This window comes from Rathayibacter sp. AY2B5 (assembly GCF_002931645.1).
Lineage (GTDB): Bacteria > Actinomycetota > Actinomycetes > Actinomycetales > Microbacteriaceae > Rathayibacter.
Genome location: NZ_PSUE01000017.1, coordinates 1 through 14,504, shown reverse-complemented (window position 1 = coordinate 14,504; position 14,504 = coordinate 1). Strand labels below are relative to the sequence as shown.

Below are 14,504 nucleotides of genomic sequence, written 5' to 3'. Positions count from 1 at the left end.
CCACGGCTCCTGATCGCGCCGTTCGGCGGACCGGCCGCGGTGCGCTCGCTCGTGCCCTGTCCGGACGTCTTCGTCGGCGTCCGCCTGCGCGCGCGGTGGAGACGCCGACCCTGCGCCGGCCGATCGCGCAGGCGGAGCCCTACCGCCGCCTGGCGGACGCGATGCGCGACCAGCACGAGGTCCGGCTGACCGGCGTCGAGGGCACGCTGCTGGGCTTCGTCGGCCCGCAGCCGTTCCAGGGGATCAGCGTCGCCGGCCTGCGCACGCACGTCGTCGACACCACCGGCGGGATCGGCGGCCACGTGCTCGCCGCCTCCGGAGTCGCGGGCCTGCTCGAGATCGAGCAGTACGGCGGCATCACCGTCCGCCTGCCCGAGTCAAACGACCACCTGCGAGCCGACCTGGACGCGGCGGCCGACGCCGACGCCGCGATCCGAGCCGTGGAGACCGGCCACCCGCGCTGAGCGGCCCTACCCTGGACGCATGCCCTCACTGCGCGACGTCCACGCCGTCATCGACCGTCTCTGGCCCGAGGCGGCCGCCGAGAGCTGGGACGCGCCCGGCCTGGTCACCGGCGACCCCGACGCCGCGGTGGAGCGGATCCTGCTCACGGTCGACGTGGTCTCCGACACCGTCGCGGAGGCCGTCGACGGCGGATACCAGCTCCTGGTCGCGCACCACCCGCTGCTGCTGCGCGGCGTCACCTCGATCGCCGAGGACGGCTACAAGGGCCGCCTGCTCGCGGACCTCGTCCGGGGCGGCTGCGCACTGATCTCGGCCCACACGAACGCCGACATCGTCGCGGACGGCGTCTCGGACGTGATCGCGACCCGCCTCGGCCTGACCGGCACGACTCCGCTCGTCCCGGGCGCCGACCCGTCGGTCGGGCTCGGCCGGGTGGGCGACCTGCCCGAGGAGGTGACGCTCGGACGCCTGGCCGGAGCCGTGGCCGAGCTCCTGCCGGCCACCGCAGGGGGAGTGCGGGTCGCGGGCGCCTACGAGACACCCGTGCGCCGCGTGTCGCTCTGCGGGGGAGCGGGGGACTCCCTCCTGGACGCCCCCGCCGTCCGCACGAGCGACGTCTTCATCACCGCCGACCTCCGGCACCACCCGGCCTCCGAGGCGCGCGAGAAGGCCCTGCACGGCACCGGCCCCGCCCTCATCGACGTCTCGCACTGGGCGAGCGAGTGGCTGTGGCTCGACGTCGCCGCGACCGCGCTGCGGGAGGCCCTGCCCACGGTCACCGTCGAGGTGAGCGAGACCCGCACCGACCCGTGGGATTTCGCGATCGTGCACTGACCCGCCGCGGGCACGGGAGAATGGACGCGGCGCGCCCGTACTGCGCGCCGGGAACGAGGACCGCCACGTGAAAGCCAGCCCCGCACACCAGCGCGAACTCCTGACTCTGGCGAGTCTGGACACGAGGGGCGCGCAGCTGCGCCACGCCCTCGCGACGCTCCCGCAGATCGCGCGGATCCAGGCGATGCAGGCCCGCGACAACGAGACCCGCCGCTCCCTCGCCGAGCGCACAGGGCGCCTCGAGGACGTGCGCACCGAGCTCGGGCGCATCGAGTCCGACGTCAGCGTGGTCGAGAAGCGGCTCACCCGCGATCGCGACCGCCTGCAGACCGCATCCGCGGCCAAGGACATCGCCGCGCTCGAGAGCGAGATCACCTCCCTCGTGAAGCGACGGGGAGACCTCGAGGACATCGAGCTGACCCTGATGGAGCGGATCGAGGGCATCGAGTCCGAGGTCGCCGCGGCTCAGGCCGAGCGCGACGAGGTCGTCGCCTCGCTCGGGACCCTCGCCGAGGAGCGCGACGCGCAGGCCGAGAAGCTCCGCGACAAGCAGGAGGCGCTCGCCCGGGACCGCGCCGATCTGGTGACGACGCTTCCGGAGGACCTGGTCGAGCTGTACGAGAAGCAGCGCGCCCGCTACGGAGTCGGCGCGGCCCTCCTCCGCGGGAAGGTGTCGGAGGGGAGCGGCGTGGCCCTCACCGAGTCGGACCTCTCCTGGATCCGCGCCTCCGCTCCCGACGAGGTCGTCCTCTGCCCCGACAGCGGCTGCATCCTGGTGCGCGGCGAGGAGTCCACCCTCGCCTGAGCCGTACACTGGACGGGCGAACGGGCCGGCAAGACGGTCGCGTCACCGCGGCGAGAGCCGTGGTGCCGAGGAACGTCCGGGCTCCGCAGAGCAGGGCGGTGGGCAACACCCACCCGGGGCGACCCGCGAGACAGTGCCACAGAGAACAGACCGCCGTCGGCTCCGGCTGGCGGTAAGGGTGAAACGGTGGTGTAAGAGACCACCAGGGGCCGGAGTGATCCGGTCCGCTCGGTAAACCTCGCCCGGAGCAAGGTCAGACAGAGGACGATGCGGCTGCTCGTCGGGTCCTCGGGTAGACCGCTGGAGGGTCACGGCGACGTGGCTCCGAGAGAGATGGCCGTCCAGCGCCCGCCGAGAGGCGCGGCGTGAACAGAACCCGGCGTATCAGCCGACCCCTTCGCCACGAGATGCCCCGCCCCGGCGGGGCATCTCGCGTCTCCGCCGGTCGCCGAGGTCGCGCTCCCGCCCGCAGGCAGGGCGACGGCCTGCCGTGGCGGTTCCCGGGTCTCGATACATCCTTGCGCCGCCACTCGACAGGACTGGCGCGGTCCATCTCTCGCGCTGCCTCCTGCGGACGACGCGGTGCAGCACGACGTCCGGCAGGCGCCGATCCCGGAGGACGGTCCTGAGACGCCGCTGCGGATCCCCGCCGAGGACCAGGTGCCCCCGCCCCGTCGTGGCTCACCGCGACCGCTGGACCCCGAAGGTCCGATCACGTCCGTGCGCCACGGCGCCACGCACCAGGCGAACCGGCGAAACGCGTGCCGGCGTTTCGCCGTAGCCGTCCGCACCCCGCTCCCCGGAACGCGTCACCTCCCGAGGCCGACCGCGCCTCGGCGGGCGGGGACCGCCGAGGAAAAAGACTCAGCCCCGCCCTGCGAGCGCGGCCGCGCCGAGGATGCCGGCGTTGTTGCGGAGCGCCGCCGGAATGATCGGGGTGCGCAGGTCGAGCAGCGGGAGGAACTCGTCGTGGTGCTTGGAGATGCCGCCGCCGACGATGAAGAGATCGGGCCAGAGCAGCGCCTCGAGGTGGGAGTAGTAGCGCTGCAGGCGCTTCGCCCAGTGCTTGTAGTCGAGGTCGTCGCGCTCCTTGGCGGCGAAGGAGGCCTTCTTCTCGTAGTCGCCGCCGTGGATCTCGAGGTGGCCGAGCTCAGCGTTGGGGATGAGGATCCCGTCGTGGATCTGCGCCGTCCCGATGCCGGTGCCGAGGGTGGTCATGATGACCAGGCCCTCCTTGTCCTTCGCCGCTCCGAAGCGCGACTCGGCGTAGCCCGCCGCATCGGCGTCGTTGACGAAGAAGATGTTCCGGCCGATCGCGTCCTCGAACAGCTTCTCGGCCTCGAGGCCGATCCACTCGTCCGACACGTTCGCCGCCGACATCGTCCGTCCGTGGACGACGACGGCGGGGAAGCAGATGCCGACCGGGGTGTCCGAGGGCAGGTCCGGGATCTTCTCGAGGATCTGCTGGACGGTGGCGACGATGTCCTTCGGCGTGCCGCCCGGGGGAGTGGCGAGCTTCATCCGGTCGCTGAGCAGGGTGCCCGCGGCCAGGTCCACCGAGGCCCCCTTGATGCCCGTTCCCCCGATGTCGATCCCGATGGCGGTCGCCGCAGCAGTCATAGCGGCCATGCTAGCGAAGGGCGGGGGTGCGGACCGACGCGGGCTGCGGCGTAGGATCGCGGCATGGCTGACGGCGACGCGAACTCCTGGTGGTACAACCTCAAGGCCGGCACGGTGGAGCAGGGATTCGTGTCCCCCTCCGTCGACCGGGTGGGACCCTTCTCCTCTCGCGAGGAGGCGGAGCACGCCCTCGAGCGGCTGCACGAGAACAGCCGCAAATGGGCCGAGGAGGACGCCGCCGAGGACCGCTGACCGCGGCTACTCGTAGCTGTGCTCGGCGCCGGGGTAGGCGCCGGACTCCACGTCGTCCCGGTACGCGGTGACCGCTCCGGTGAGCACGCCGCGCAGATCTGCGTACTGCTTCACGAAGCGGGGGATGCGGCCGGTGGTGAATCCGGCGAAGTCCGTCCACACGAGCAGCTGTCCGTCGACGTGCGGTCCCGCTCCGACTCCGATCGTCGGGATGCGCAGCTCCTCCGTCACCTGACGTGCCGCGTCCGCGGGCACCATCTCGAGGACGACGGCGAACGCCCCGGCCTCCTGGACGGCTCGCGCGTCGGCGAGCAGCTGCTCGATGCCCTCGCCGCGCCCCTGGACCATGTGGCCGCCGAGCCCGTGCTCGCTCTGCGGCGTGAAGCCGATGTGCGCCATCACGGGGATGCCCGCCTCGACGATGCGCCGGATCTGCTCGGCGGAGCGGACCCCGCCCTCGAGCTTCACCGCGTGCGCGTGCGTCTCCTTCATGAAGCGGAACGCCGTGTGCAGCGCGTCGTCGGCACCCGACTCGTAGGAGCCGAAGGGCATGTCGGCGACGACGAAGGCGCGCTCGACGGCTCCGGCGACGGCACGCGCCAGCGGGATGAGCTCGTCGACGGTGACGGGCAGAGTGGTGTCGTAGCCGAGCACCGTGTTGCCGGCGGAGTCGCCCACGAGAAGGAAGTCGATCCCGGCGTCGTCGAAGATCTTCGCCGTGAGCTGGTCGTAGCTGGTCAGCCCGGTGATGCGGACACCGGAGTCCTTCGCGTTCTGGAAGTGGCGGGTTCGAACGCGTTTCACGGGCTGCGCTGACATGGGCGCCAGTCTACGGCGCACCTCGGGCGCCCCGCGGGCCCCGGTCGGAGGCAGTAGCCTGAGGGTCGAAACAGGAGGGGTCTGGATGGACAAGCAACGGGACTTCGTTCTTCGCACCATTGAAGAGCGAGGGATCAAATTCGTTCGCCTCTGGTTCACCGACGTCGTCGGCACGCTGAAGTCGGTCGCGATCGCGCCGGCCGAGGTGGAGGGCGCGTTCGCGGAGGGGCTCGGCTTCGACGGCTCCGCCATCGAGGGCCTCACCCGCTCCTTCGAGGCCGACGTCCTCGCGCATCCGGACCCGTCGACCTTCCAGATCCTCCCGTGGCGCGGAGAGATCGACCCGACGGCGCGGATGTTCTGCGACATCACGACGCCCGACGGCCAGCCCGCCGTCGCCGACCCGCGCAACGTGCTCAAGCGCACGCTGGCGAAGGCGGCCGAGCGCGGGTTCACCTTCTACACGCACCCCGAGATCGAGTTCTACCTCCTCAAGTCGTCGTCCTTCGGCGCCGAGGGTCCGGAGCCGGTCGACTCCGCCGGGTACTTCGACAACGTCCCCGGAGGCACGGCGCACGACTTCCGCCGCCGCTCCGTGCGCATGCTGGAGGATCTGGGCATCTCGGTCGAGTTCAGCCACCACGAGGCGGGCCCCGGCCAGAACGAGATCGACCTCCGCTACGCGGACGCGCTCACCACGGCCGACAACATCATGACCTTCCGCACCGTGATCAAGGAGGTGGCGATCGAGCAGGGCGTCTACGCGACGTTCATGCCGAAGCCGCTCTCCGGGCACCCCGGCTCGGGCATGCACACGCATCTCTCGCTCTTCGAGGGCGACGTGAACGTGTTCTACGAGCAGGGCGCCCAGTACCAGCTCTCGAAGCTCGGCCGTCAGTTCATCGCGGGCCTGCTCAAGCACGCCCCCGAGATCACCGCCGTGACGAACCAGTTCGTCAACTCCTACAAGCGGCTCTGGGGCGGCGACGAGGCGCCCAGCTACGTCTCGTGGGGCCACAACAACCGGTCCGCCCTCGTGCGCGTCCCGCTCTACAAGCCGAACAAGGGGCAGTCCTCGCGCATCGAGTACCGGGCGCTGGACTCCGCGGCGAACCCCTACCTGGCGTACTCGCTGCTCCTGGCGGCCGGGCTCAAGGGCATCGAGGAGGGCTACGAGCTCCCGGCCGAGGCCGAGGACAACGTGTGGGCTCTCTCGGACGCGGAGCGCCGGGCGCTCGGCTACGGCGCTCTGCCCGCCAGCCTCGACCGCGCCATCTCGCTGATGGAGGAGTCCGAGCTCGTGGCCGAGACGCTGGGCGAGCAGGTGTTCAACTTCGTGCTGCTCAACAAGCGGAAGGATTGGGCCGAGTACCGCGCCCAGGTCACGCCGTACGAGCTGCGCAGCAATCTCGAGATGCTCTGACGCCTCGGCCATGCCCCGTGAACGCTCCCTCCGCGATGTCGCACGCCTCGGCTTCGCCGCGCTCGGCGAGACCGGGGCGCGGCTGGCCGAGGCGGAGGAGCTCGCCGGGCGGCAGCTCGAGTCGGTGCTGCCCTCCTTCGCCCGGGTGGCGGACCCGGACGAGGCGCTGCTCGCTCTGATCGACCTGCTGCGGCGGCACCGCGACCGCATGGACGCGGTCCTCGCCGACGACGAGGCACTGACCCGGCTGCTTCTGGTGGTGGGGGCCTCCTCCGGCCTCGCCGACTTCCTCCAGCGCCGGCCCGACGAGCTGGCCAGCGTGCTCGAGCCGGTGCGCACGCTCCCCGGGCGCGCCGAGATGAAGGCCGAGCTGCTCGAGTCGGTCGGCGCCGTCGACGGCTTCTCGTCGCTCCGGGAGGAGGCGGGCTGGACGGCGCTGCGCGTCCGGTACCGCCGCCTCCTCACCAGGATCGTCGTCCACGATCTGAGCCAAGCCGACCCCGTCGCGGCGATCGACCGGGTGACGAGGGCGCTGGCCGACCTCGCCGGAGCCGCGCTGGAGGCGTCCCTCGCCGTGGCGCGGACCGAGCTGGTCGAGGGCACGGGCCCAGGCCGCTTCGGCCGGGACGAGGTCGCCGCCACCCGCTTCGCCGTCATCGGCATGGGCAAGGCGGGAGCGTCCGAGCTCAACTACGTCAGCGACGTCGACGTGATCTTCGTCGCCGAGGGCGACCCGGAGAAGGAGCTGACGAACGCCCGTGCGATCGACGTCGCCACCCGGCTCGCCGTGCTCCTCATGCGCGGGACCTCTGCGCTGGCGATGGAGCCGGAGCTCTGGGAGGTCGACCCGAACCTGCGCCCGGAGGGCAAGCAGGGCGCGCTCGTGCGCACCCTCGAGTCGCACATCACCTACTACGACCGGTGGGCGAAGAGCTGGGAGTTCCAGGCGCTGCTCAAGGCGCGTCCGCTCGCCGGCGACCAGGAGCTGGGGCGGGCGTACGTCGACGCGGTCGCGCCCAAGGTCTGGTCGAGCGCCTCCCGCGAGAACTTCGTCGAGTCGGTGCAGCGGATGCGGGAGCGGGTCACCGAGAACATCCCGCAGAACGACGTCCACTACCAGATCAAGCTCGGGCCCGGCGGCCTGCGCGACATCGAGTTCACGGTGCAGCTGCTTCAGCTCGTCCACGGGCAGACCGACGACGAGATCCGCATGCCCGGGACTCTCCTCGCCCTGGGCGCCCTCGCCGACCGCGGGTACATCGGCCGCTCCGCCGCCGAGGAGTTCGCGCAGGACTACCGGGCACTCCGGCTGCTCGAGCACCGCCTCCAGCTGCGGCGCCTTCGGCGTACGCACCTGATGCCGCGGGACGAGCACGAGCTGCGGACCCTCGCCCGCTCCAGCGGGCTCGCCCGCACGGCGGAGGAGCTGCTGAGCGTCTGGAACGGGATCAAGCACCGCGTCCGGGGCCTGCACGAGCGCCTGTTCTACCGTCCGCTGCTCTCCGCGGTCGCCGCGCTCTCCGACGGCGGTGCCGAGCTGTCCACCGGCCAGGCGGAGGCGCGCCTCGCCGCCATCGGCTTCGCAGACGCCCGCGGGGCGCTCGGTCACATCGCCGCGATGACCTCGGGCGTCTCGCGCCGCGCGAGCATCCAGCGCCACCTCGTGCCGGTGATGCTGCAGTGGTTCGCCGACGGACCGGACCCCGACTACGGCCTGCTCGCGTTCCGGCGCCTCAGCGACGCACTGGGCGGGACGCCCTGGTTCCTCCGGATGCTGCGCGACTCGTCCGGAGCCGCCAAGCGGCTCACCACGGTGCTCTCCGGATCGCGCTTCGTCGGCGAGCTGCTCGACCGCATCCCGGAGTCGGCGGCCTGGCTCGAGGACGACGACGCCCTCCGCCCCCGCAGCGCCGCCCAGCTCGCCGAGGAGGTGCGCGCCGTGCTCGCCCGGCACGAGACGCCCGACGCGGTCGCCTCGGTCCTCCGCTCGATGCGCCGGCGCGAGGTGCTGCGGACCGCCATGGGTGGCGTGCTCGGCCTCAGCTCGATCGAGGAGATCGCGACCAGCCTCACCGACATCATCAGCGCACTGCTGGGCGGCGTGCTCGCCGCCATCCGGCGCGGCAGTGCGACCCGGCCCGGCGCCGACGCGGAGTTCGCGATCATCGGCATGGGCCGGTACGGAGGGGCGGAGCTGGGGTTCGGCTCCGACGCCGACGTGATGTACGTCCAGCGACCCGGCACCGCCGAGCCGCACCAGGCCCAGCTCTACTCGCAGTTCGTCGTCGCCGAGCTGGTCCGGCTCACGGAGGACTCCCGCCTGCCACTCGACCTCGACGCCGACCTGCGGCCCGAGGGCAAGAACGGGCCGCTCGTGCGCTCCCTCGACTCCTACCGCGCCTACTACGCCCGCTGGTCGCTGACGTGGGAGGCGCAGGCGCTGCTCCGGGCGCGGGGAGTAGCGGGGGACCAGGCGCTCATCGAGGACTTCGAGGAGCTGGCCGACGGGGTCCGCTACCCGGGAGCGGTCTCCGACCGTGACATCCGCGAGGTGAAGCGGATCAAGGCACGGGTCGAGAGCGAGCGTCTGCCGCAGGGCGCCGACCCGCGCCGTCACCTCAAGCTCGGCCGCGGATCGCTGAGCGACGTCGAGTGGCTGGTGCAGCTCCTCCAGCTGCAGCACGCGCGGCGGACCCCGGCGCTCCGGACGACCTCGACCCTCACCGCCCTCGCGGTCGCGGAGGAGGAGGGCATGATCGGCCCGCAGGACGCGGATCGGCTGCGCGCCGCGTGGATCCTCGCGTCCCGTGTCCGCTCGGGCACCACGCTCTGGGGCAACCGCACCAGCGACGTCCTCCCGACCGACCGCCGGCAGCTCGAGGGCGTCGCGCGCCTGCTGGAGTACCCGGCCGGGTCCGCGACGGCGCTCGAGGACGACTACCTCGGCGTGACCCGCCGCTCCCGCGCGGTCTTCGAGCGCCTGTTCTACGGGCCGGCCGCGGGAGACGCTTCCTCCTACCGCTGACGCCCGCGCGCCGGGGACGGCGAAGGGCCGCCCCTCCGAGGAGGAACGGCCCTTCGGCAGTGCTGCGGGATCAGACCCCGTAGTACAGCTCGAACTCGAACGGGTGAGGACGCTGCGCGAGGGGCTTGATCTCCTTCTCGCGCTTGTACTCGATCCAGGTGTCGATGAGCTCCTGAGTGAACACGCCGCCCTGGAGGAGGAAGTCGTGGTCGGCTTCGAGGGCGTCGAGAGCCTCGCCCAGGGTCGCGGGGACCTGCGGGATGAGCTTCGCCTCCTCGGGGGGCAGCTCGTAGAGGTCCTTGTCGACCGGCTCGTGCGGCTCGATGCGGTTCTTGATGCCGTCGAGACCCGCCATCAGCTGCGCGGCGAACGCGAGGTACGGGTTGCCGGAGGCGTCGGGCGCACGGAACTCGATGCGCTTGGCCTTCGGGTTCGTGCCGGTGATCGGGATGCGGATGGACGCGGAGCGGTTGCCGGCCGAGTAGACCAGGTTGACCGGCGCCTCGAAGCCCGGGATCAGGCGGTGGTACGAGTTGACCGTCGGGTTCGTGAACGCGAGGACGGCGGGGGCGTGCTTGAGCAGGCCGCCGATGTACCAGCGCGCGAGGTCCGAGAGACCGCCGTAGCCGTTCTCGTCGTAGAAGAGCGGCGTGCCGTCGTTCCACAGCGACTGGTGGGTGTGCATGCCCGAGCCGTTGTCGCCGAAGAGCGGCTTCGGCATGAACGTGGCGGTCTTGCCCCACTGCTCGGCCGTGTTCTTGACGATGTACTTGAACTTCAGGATGTCGTCCGCCGCGTGGACCATCGTGTCGAAGCGGTAGTTGATCTCGGCCTGGCCGCCGGTGCCCACCTCGTGGTGCGAGCGCTCGAGGATGAGGCCGGCGTCGATCAGCTTGAGGCAGATGTCGTCGCGGAGGTCGGCCTGCTTGTCGACGGGGCTCACCGGGAAGTAGCCGCCCTTGTAGGGCGTCTTGTTGCCGAGGTTGCCGCCCTCCTCGACGCGTCCCGAGTTCCAGGCGCCCTCGACCGAGTCGACGGAGTGGAACGCGGAGTTCTGCGTGATCTCGTAGCGGACGTCGTCGAAGATGTAGAACTCCGCCTCGGGGGCGAAGAACGCGGTGTCGGCGATGCCGGTCGACGCGAGGTACTTCTCGGCCTTCTTCGCGACCTGACGCGGGTCCTTGGAGTAGATCTCGCCGTTGCGCGGGTTGTAGATGTCGAAGACGAGGATCAGCGTGCGCTCGACGCGGAACGGGTCCACGTAGGCGGTGGTCACGTCAGGGATCAGCTGCATGTCCGATTCGTGGATGTTCGCGAATCCGCGGATCGAGGACCCGTCGAAGAGCTGACCAACGGAGAAGAACTCCTCATCGACAGTCGAGGCGGGGATGTTGAAGTGCTGCTGGACACCGGGGAGATCGGTGAACCGGATGTCGAGGAACTTGACGTCCGTGTCCTTGATGAACGAGAGCACCTCGGAAGAATCTTTAAACATGCAAAGGTCTCCAATGGCGTGACGGGGTGCTGCAGAGCGCAGCCGTTCCAGGGTAGTGACGGGGGGTTTCCCCACCGTGTCCCTGTTGTTTCCGACATGTTACGGGGCCGGTCCGGGGTCGGGCTCCACGTCGTCTGCCGGACCACCCGCTCCTCGGTCCGCTCCGAGACGCCGCGGATAGGATCGGAGGATGCCAGCCGCCGACCGCAGGACCTTCGCCGACGCCGCCCCGAGCTCGTACCCGGGGGAGCGTCTCGGCCTCCCCCGAGAGGGCCGCCTCTCGGTCGGACGGTCCGGCCGCCGCATCGCCGCCCTGGCCGTCGACTTCGCCGTCGCCGCTCTGCTGTCGCTCGCGTTCTTCGACTACGACCGCTGGGCGAGCCTGCTGCTGTTCGTCCTGCTGCAGGTCGTCTTCATCCCCACCATCGGCGGCAGCATCGGGCACCGCCTGCTCGGGATGCGCGTCATCCGTCTCGGCGGGGGCTGGGTCGGCGTGTGGCGCCCGATCGTGCGCTCTGTGCTGCTGGCCGTGCTGGTGCCGGCGCTCGTCTGGGACTCGGACCAGCGCGGCTTCCATGACAAGGTGGCCGGGACGGTTCTCGTCCGCTACTGACGTGCCGCAGACGAAGCAGGCCGGCCGGGAGAGATCCCGACCGGCCTGTCGCGTCGTGCGTCAGCGCGATCGCTGAGGGCGCACCTTGAAGGGGTCGACGCCCTTCGGGATGGGCAGCGACGTGTTGAGCGAGGAGAGCCGGTTCTTCACCGCGAGGACCTCGGCCTTGGTGAGGACCTTCTTCGTCTTCGAGAGGCGGCTCGGCACCTTGTGCAGCGGAGTCGCATCGGCGTCGGAGCCGACGTGCACGAAGGTGACGGGGACGTTCGGCAGGATCCGCGACACCTTGCGCCGCTCGTCCTCGAGCATGCGCTTGGTCCGGGAGGCGGGGCCCTCCGCGATCAGCACGACGCCTCCGCGGCCGACGGCGCGGTAGACGGCGTCCTGGGTCTTGCCGTTGACGGCGACGGGCATCTCGCCGCCGGTCCAGGTGCCGCGCAGTCCGCTGCGCAGGACGGCGCCGACCGCGCCGGGCTGCCCGGCGATCTGCCCGTAGGCGGCGCGCTCGGCGCGGCGCGAGAGCACGGCGAGTCCGGCGACCAGGCCGGCCATCACGCCCACGATGATCCACAGCGCGATCACGAAGCCGTTGCCGTTGCCGAGCAGGATGCCGAGGAGCACGCCGAGCAGGATCGGGAGCAGGAGCGCGAGGAGGATGATCCAGACGGCGCTGCTGTCGTAGCGGCGGGTCATCTGGAACACCTGCCACATCTGCTTGAGACGTCCGGGTTCCTTGACCGCCTTCGTCGACGGTTCCGTGCTGCGTGCCATGACGTCAAGGATACCGAGCGGGAGCGCGGCGGCGGACCCCGGACGCGGATCCGACTCCTCCACAGAGGGCACGTGCGCCGATCCCTCCACCGATCGGGATCGGCGGGCGTCCTCCGCCTCGGCCTGCGGTCAGGCTCGCCTCATGACGAGCAGCGGGACGGTCCAGGGCCGGAGGATCGGCGGAGCGCAGACGGGGAGGCGGTGGACGCCTGCGCCGGACGCCGCACCGTCGGCCGAGCGGACGATGCGGCCGCGGGAGGCCGAGGCGCTGCAGGCGTCGCCGGTGGCTCGGCTCGCCGAGCACCGCCACCGCGAGAGCATCGTCCGGGTGGAGTCGTCTCCGAGGAGGTGCATCGTGTCGACCGCCCCTCCCGTCGTCGCCACGCTCGAGAGGTTCCTGCGGGTCGAGCGGGGGATCGGACTCGGCGCCGCGGTCACCCTCCTCGCCCCCGTGGTGGGCGCGGTCCGCTCGGCCGCGCTCGAGGGAGCATGGCTGGCTCCGACGACGGACGACATCGGCTTGACGGAGAAGGGTCGGCCCCTGCTGCTGCTGACGACGCCCGCCGTCGACACCCCGCGTGCGGCGCGCGACGCGCTGCAGCGGGTCCTGGAGCGCCTCGGGATGCTCTGCCCGGAGCTGCCGGTCGCCGCCCTCGCGCGGCACCGCGACCTGCTGGCGCTGGAGGGCAACCTCTACGGACTCGCGGATCCGCAGGGGATAGGCGAGGCGGTGCGGGCGCTGCCGACGTCCGGCGCGGATGCACGGGGTCGGGAGGCGGTGCCTGCTCCGACTGCCCGGCACCGGCGGGTCCATCCGCTCGACGGCTGGCAGGACCGCCTCCGGGCGTTCGTCGTCCGGCGTCGGGGACCGCTCTCGGTCGGGACGGCGATCGTGCTGGGAGCGGTGCTCGCCGGTTCGCTCGCGGGCGGGCCCGATCGGCAGGTGCAGGATGCGGAGGCGTCGACCGCAGCCGCGCCCGTTCCGGCTCGGTCGGCTCCGCCGGCGGTGGCGACCGCGGCACCGCCGGCTCCGGTCGCGGCGACCTCACTCGACGCCGAGCAGGCGGCGGAGGTGCTGATCGACGCGGTTCGCGCGTGCGGGGACCGGGAGTGCGCCCGCGGTCTGGTCACGGCGGACTCGCCGCTCGGCGACGCAGCGGACGGCCCCGCCTCCGCTGTCCCGGCGACGGGGGAGGCGTCGGCCGTCCTCGTCGACGTGAACGGGGCATCGGCGGTCGTGCACCTCCGGACGGCCCCGGGGACGACAGCGGCCTCCGTCCTGATCATCAGGACGGAGGCCGGCTGGCTCATCCGCGACGTCTACACCGGAGCGACCTCGTGAGAGGCGCGCTCAGGGGGAGCGTGTCAGATGCCGAGGTCGTTCTCGAACGAGCCCTCCTCGAGGCGCTCCTTGATCGCGACCAGGAAGCGCGCCGCGTCGGCTCCGTCGACCGTGCGGTGGTCGTACGAGAGCGCGAGGAAGACGGTCGAGCGGATCGCGATGGCGTCAGCACCGTCCACCTGCACGACGGCCGGCTTCTTGGTGACGATGCCGGTGCCGAGGATCGCGGTCTGCGGCAGGAACACGACGGGAGTGTCGAACAGGGCCCCGCGCGAACCGGTGTTGGTCAGCGTGAAGGTGCCGCCGGCGAGCTCGTCGGGCTTCAGCTTGTTGTTGCGGGTGCGCTCGGCCAGGTCTCCGATGGTGGAGGCGATCTGCGCGAGGTTCAGCTCGGACGCGTTCTTGAGGACCGGGGTCAGCAGGCCGCGCTCGGTGTCGACAGCGATGCTGATGTTCTCGTGGTCCGGGTAGACGATCGACTCGCCGTCGAGGGTCGAGTTGATCACCGGGTAGGCCTTGAGCGCCTCGGCCGCCGCGAGGGCGAAGAACGGGAGGAAGGACAGCTTGGCGCCGGTCTTCTCCTGGAAGCTCTTCTTGACCGAGTCGCGGAAGCGGGCGACCGCCGTGACGTCGACCTCGATGACCGAGGTGAGCTGGGCGCTCGTCTGCATCGACTCGACGGCGCGCTGCGCGAGGACCTTGCGCAGGCGAGACATCGGCTGCGTGGTGCCGCGGAGGGGGGAGGTCTCGAGCGGGGTGCGCGCGGCCTTGGCGGCGGCGGCGGCGGGCGCCGAGACCGGGGCGGCCGGAGCCGACTTGGCGGCCTCGACCGCGTCGAGGACGTCCTGCTTGCGGATGCGGCCGCCGACTCCGGTTCCCGTGAGGGTGGAGAGGTCGATGCCGTTCTCGCCCGCGAGCTTGCGCACGAGCGGGGTGACGTAGCCGGGGTTGGAGTCGGTGGGCTCCGGGGAGGCGGTGGGCGCGGCGGCAGCGGGCGCAGGCGCGGCGGCGGCCGGGGCGGGAGCCGACGGAGCGGGGGC

14 protein-coding genes and 1 other RNA gene are annotated in these 14,504 nt (G+C 71.6%); 9 read left to right on the top strand and 6 right to left on the bottom strand.

Features of this window, described 5'->3' with window-relative positions; translation table 11 throughout:
* Positions 1–95: 95 nt before the first annotated feature.
* The 4 genes from C5C30_RS17690 (at position 96) to rnpB (ending at position 2,504) form a co-directional block, all read left to right on the top strand.
* The gene (locus C5C30_RS17690; RefSeq protein ID WP_181074578.1) at positions 96–464 is read left to right on the top strand and encodes an acetolactate decarboxylase; all 369 of its coding nucleotides are present in this window, start codon (positions 96–98) and stop codon (positions 462–464) included.
* 19 nt (positions 465–483) lie between these two features.
* A complete protein-coding gene (locus tag C5C30_RS11430; RefSeq protein WP_104333762.1) occupies positions 484–1,299 on the top strand; it encodes a Nif3-like dinuclear metal center hexameric protein in 816 nt (271 codons plus the stop codon).
* 67 nt (positions 1,300–1,366) lie between these two features.
* Complete coding sequence (locus C5C30_RS11425) at positions 1,367–2,104, top strand: zinc ribbon domain-containing protein (RefSeq protein WP_104226713.1); 738 nt, start codon at positions 1,367–1,369, stop codon at positions 2,102–2,104.
* Between the two features lie 21 nt (positions 2,105–2,125).
* Positions 2,126–2,504, top strand: an RNA gene (gene rnpB, locus C5C30_RS11420) — RNase P RNA component class A.
* Between the two features lie 464 nt (positions 2,505–2,968).
* Here the strand turns inward: rnpB and ppgK are convergent.
* Positions 2,969–3,724, bottom strand: coding sequence for a polyphosphate--glucose phosphotransferase (ppgK, locus tag C5C30_RS11415; RefSeq protein ID WP_104239180.1), 756 nt, complete (start codon positions 3,722–3,724; stop codon positions 2,969–2,971).
* A 63-nt stretch (positions 3,725–3,787) separates the two neighbouring features.
* Here ppgK and C5C30_RS11410 point away from each other — a divergent pair, with 63 nt between their 5' ends.
* Positions 3,788–3,976, top strand: coding sequence for an SPOR domain-containing protein (locus tag C5C30_RS11410; protein ID WP_104223671.1), 189 nt, complete (start codon positions 3,788–3,790; stop codon positions 3,974–3,976).
* Between the two features lie 6 nt (positions 3,977–3,982).
* Here the strand turns inward: C5C30_RS11410 and panB are convergent, their stop codons facing one another.
* Positions 3,983–4,795, bottom strand: a complete 813-nt coding sequence (panB, locus tag C5C30_RS11405) for a 3-methyl-2-oxobutanoate hydroxymethyltransferase (protein ID WP_104226711.1) — start codon at positions 4,793–4,795, stop codon at positions 3,983–3,985.
* Positions 4,796–4,880: 85 nt separating this feature from the next.
* Between panB and C5C30_RS11400 the strand changes: the two genes are divergently transcribed.
* Together C5C30_RS11400 and C5C30_RS11395 are read left to right on the top strand one after the other, a co-directional pair.
* Entirely contained in the window at positions 4,881–6,218 is a 1,338-nt protein-coding gene (locus C5C30_RS11400; RefSeq protein ID WP_068253236.1) for a glutamine synthetase family protein, read from the top strand.
* Positions 6,219–6,228: 10 nt separating this feature from the next.
* On the top strand, positions 6,229–9,243 hold the full coding sequence (locus C5C30_RS11395) for a bifunctional [glutamine synthetase] adenylyltransferase/[glutamine synthetase]-adenylyl-L-tyrosine phosphorylase (RefSeq protein ID WP_104273170.1): 3,015 nt from the start codon (positions 6,229–6,231) through the stop codon (positions 9,241–9,243).
* Positions 9,244–9,313: 70 nt separating this feature from the next.
* Here the strand turns inward: C5C30_RS11395 and glnA are convergent, their stop codons facing one another.
* A complete protein-coding gene (glnA, locus tag C5C30_RS11390) occupies positions 9,314–10,738 on the bottom strand; it encodes a type I glutamate--ammonia ligase (RefSeq protein ID WP_104223668.1) in 1,425 nt (474 codons plus the stop codon).
* Between the two features lie 190 nt (positions 10,739–10,928).
* Between glnA and C5C30_RS11385 the strand changes: the two genes are divergently transcribed.
* Positions 10,929–11,351: an RDD family protein gene (locus tag C5C30_RS11385; RefSeq protein ID WP_104223667.1), complete on the top strand. Its 423-nt coding sequence runs from the start codon at positions 10,929–10,931 to the stop codon at positions 11,349–11,351.
* 60 nt (positions 11,352–11,411) lie between these two features.
* Here the strand turns inward: C5C30_RS11385 and C5C30_RS11380 are convergent, their stop codons facing one another.
* Positions 11,412–12,122, bottom strand: coding sequence for a DUF4191 domain-containing protein (locus tag C5C30_RS11380; protein WP_104223728.1), 711 nt, complete (start codon positions 12,120–12,122; stop codon positions 11,412–11,414).
* A gap of 129 nt (positions 12,123–12,251) precedes the next feature.
* Entirely contained in the window at positions 12,252–12,476 is a 225-nt protein-coding gene (locus C5C30_RS11375) for a hypothetical protein (protein ID WP_146081522.1), read from the bottom strand.
* Between the two features lies 1 nt (position 12,477).
* Between C5C30_RS11375 and C5C30_RS11370 the strand changes: the two genes are divergently transcribed.
* Entirely contained in the window at positions 12,478–13,464 is a 987-nt protein-coding gene (locus C5C30_RS11370; protein WP_104333760.1) for a hypothetical protein, read from the top strand.
* Between the two features lie 23 nt (positions 13,465–13,487).
* Here C5C30_RS11370 and sucB read toward each other — a convergent pair.
* On the bottom strand, positions 13,488–14,504 hold a 1,017-nt coding region (gene sucB / locus C5C30_RS11365; RefSeq protein WP_104333759.1), incomplete at its 5' end, for a 2-oxoglutarate dehydrogenase, E2 component, dihydrolipoamide succinyltransferase.

Excerpts from the sequence above, each read along its gene's own strand:
- C5C30_RS11380 (WP_104223728.1), bottom strand. The coding sequence starts at position 12,122 with ATGGCACGCAGCACGGAACCGTCGACGAAGGCGGTCAAGGAACCCGGA.
- glnA (WP_104223668.1), bottom strand. The coding sequence starts at position 10,738 with ATGTTTAAAGATTCTTCCGAGGTGCTCTCGTTCATCAAGGACACGGAC.
- C5C30_RS11395 (WP_104273170.1), top strand. The coding sequence starts at position 6,229 with ATGCCCCGTGAACGCTCCCTCCGCGATGTCGCACGCCTCGGCTTCGCC.
- C5C30_RS11385 (WP_104223667.1), top strand. The coding sequence starts at position 10,929 with ATGCCAGCCGCCGACCGCAGGACCTTCGCCGACGCCGCCCCGAGCTCG.
- ppgK (WP_104239180.1), bottom strand. The coding sequence starts at position 3,724 with ATGACTGCTGCGGCGACCGCCATCGGGATCGACATCGGGGGAACGGGC.
- C5C30_RS11410 (WP_104223671.1), top strand. The coding sequence starts at position 3,788 with ATGGCTGACGGCGACGCGAACTCCTGGTGGTACAACCTCAAGGCCGGC.
- C5C30_RS11375 (WP_146081522.1), bottom strand. The coding sequence starts at position 12,476 with ATGCACCTCCTCGGAGACGACTCCACCCGGACGATGCTCTCGCGGTGG.
- panB (WP_104226711.1), bottom strand. The coding sequence starts at position 4,795 with ATGTCAGCGCAGCCCGTGAAACGCGTTCGAACCCGCCACTTCCAGAAC.
- C5C30_RS11400 (WP_068253236.1), top strand. The coding sequence starts at position 4,881 with ATGGACAAGCAACGGGACTTCGTTCTTCGCACCATTGAAGAGCGAGGG.
- C5C30_RS11430 (WP_104333762.1), top strand. The coding sequence starts at position 484 with ATGCCCTCACTGCGCGACGTCCACGCCGTCATCGACCGTCTCTGGCCC.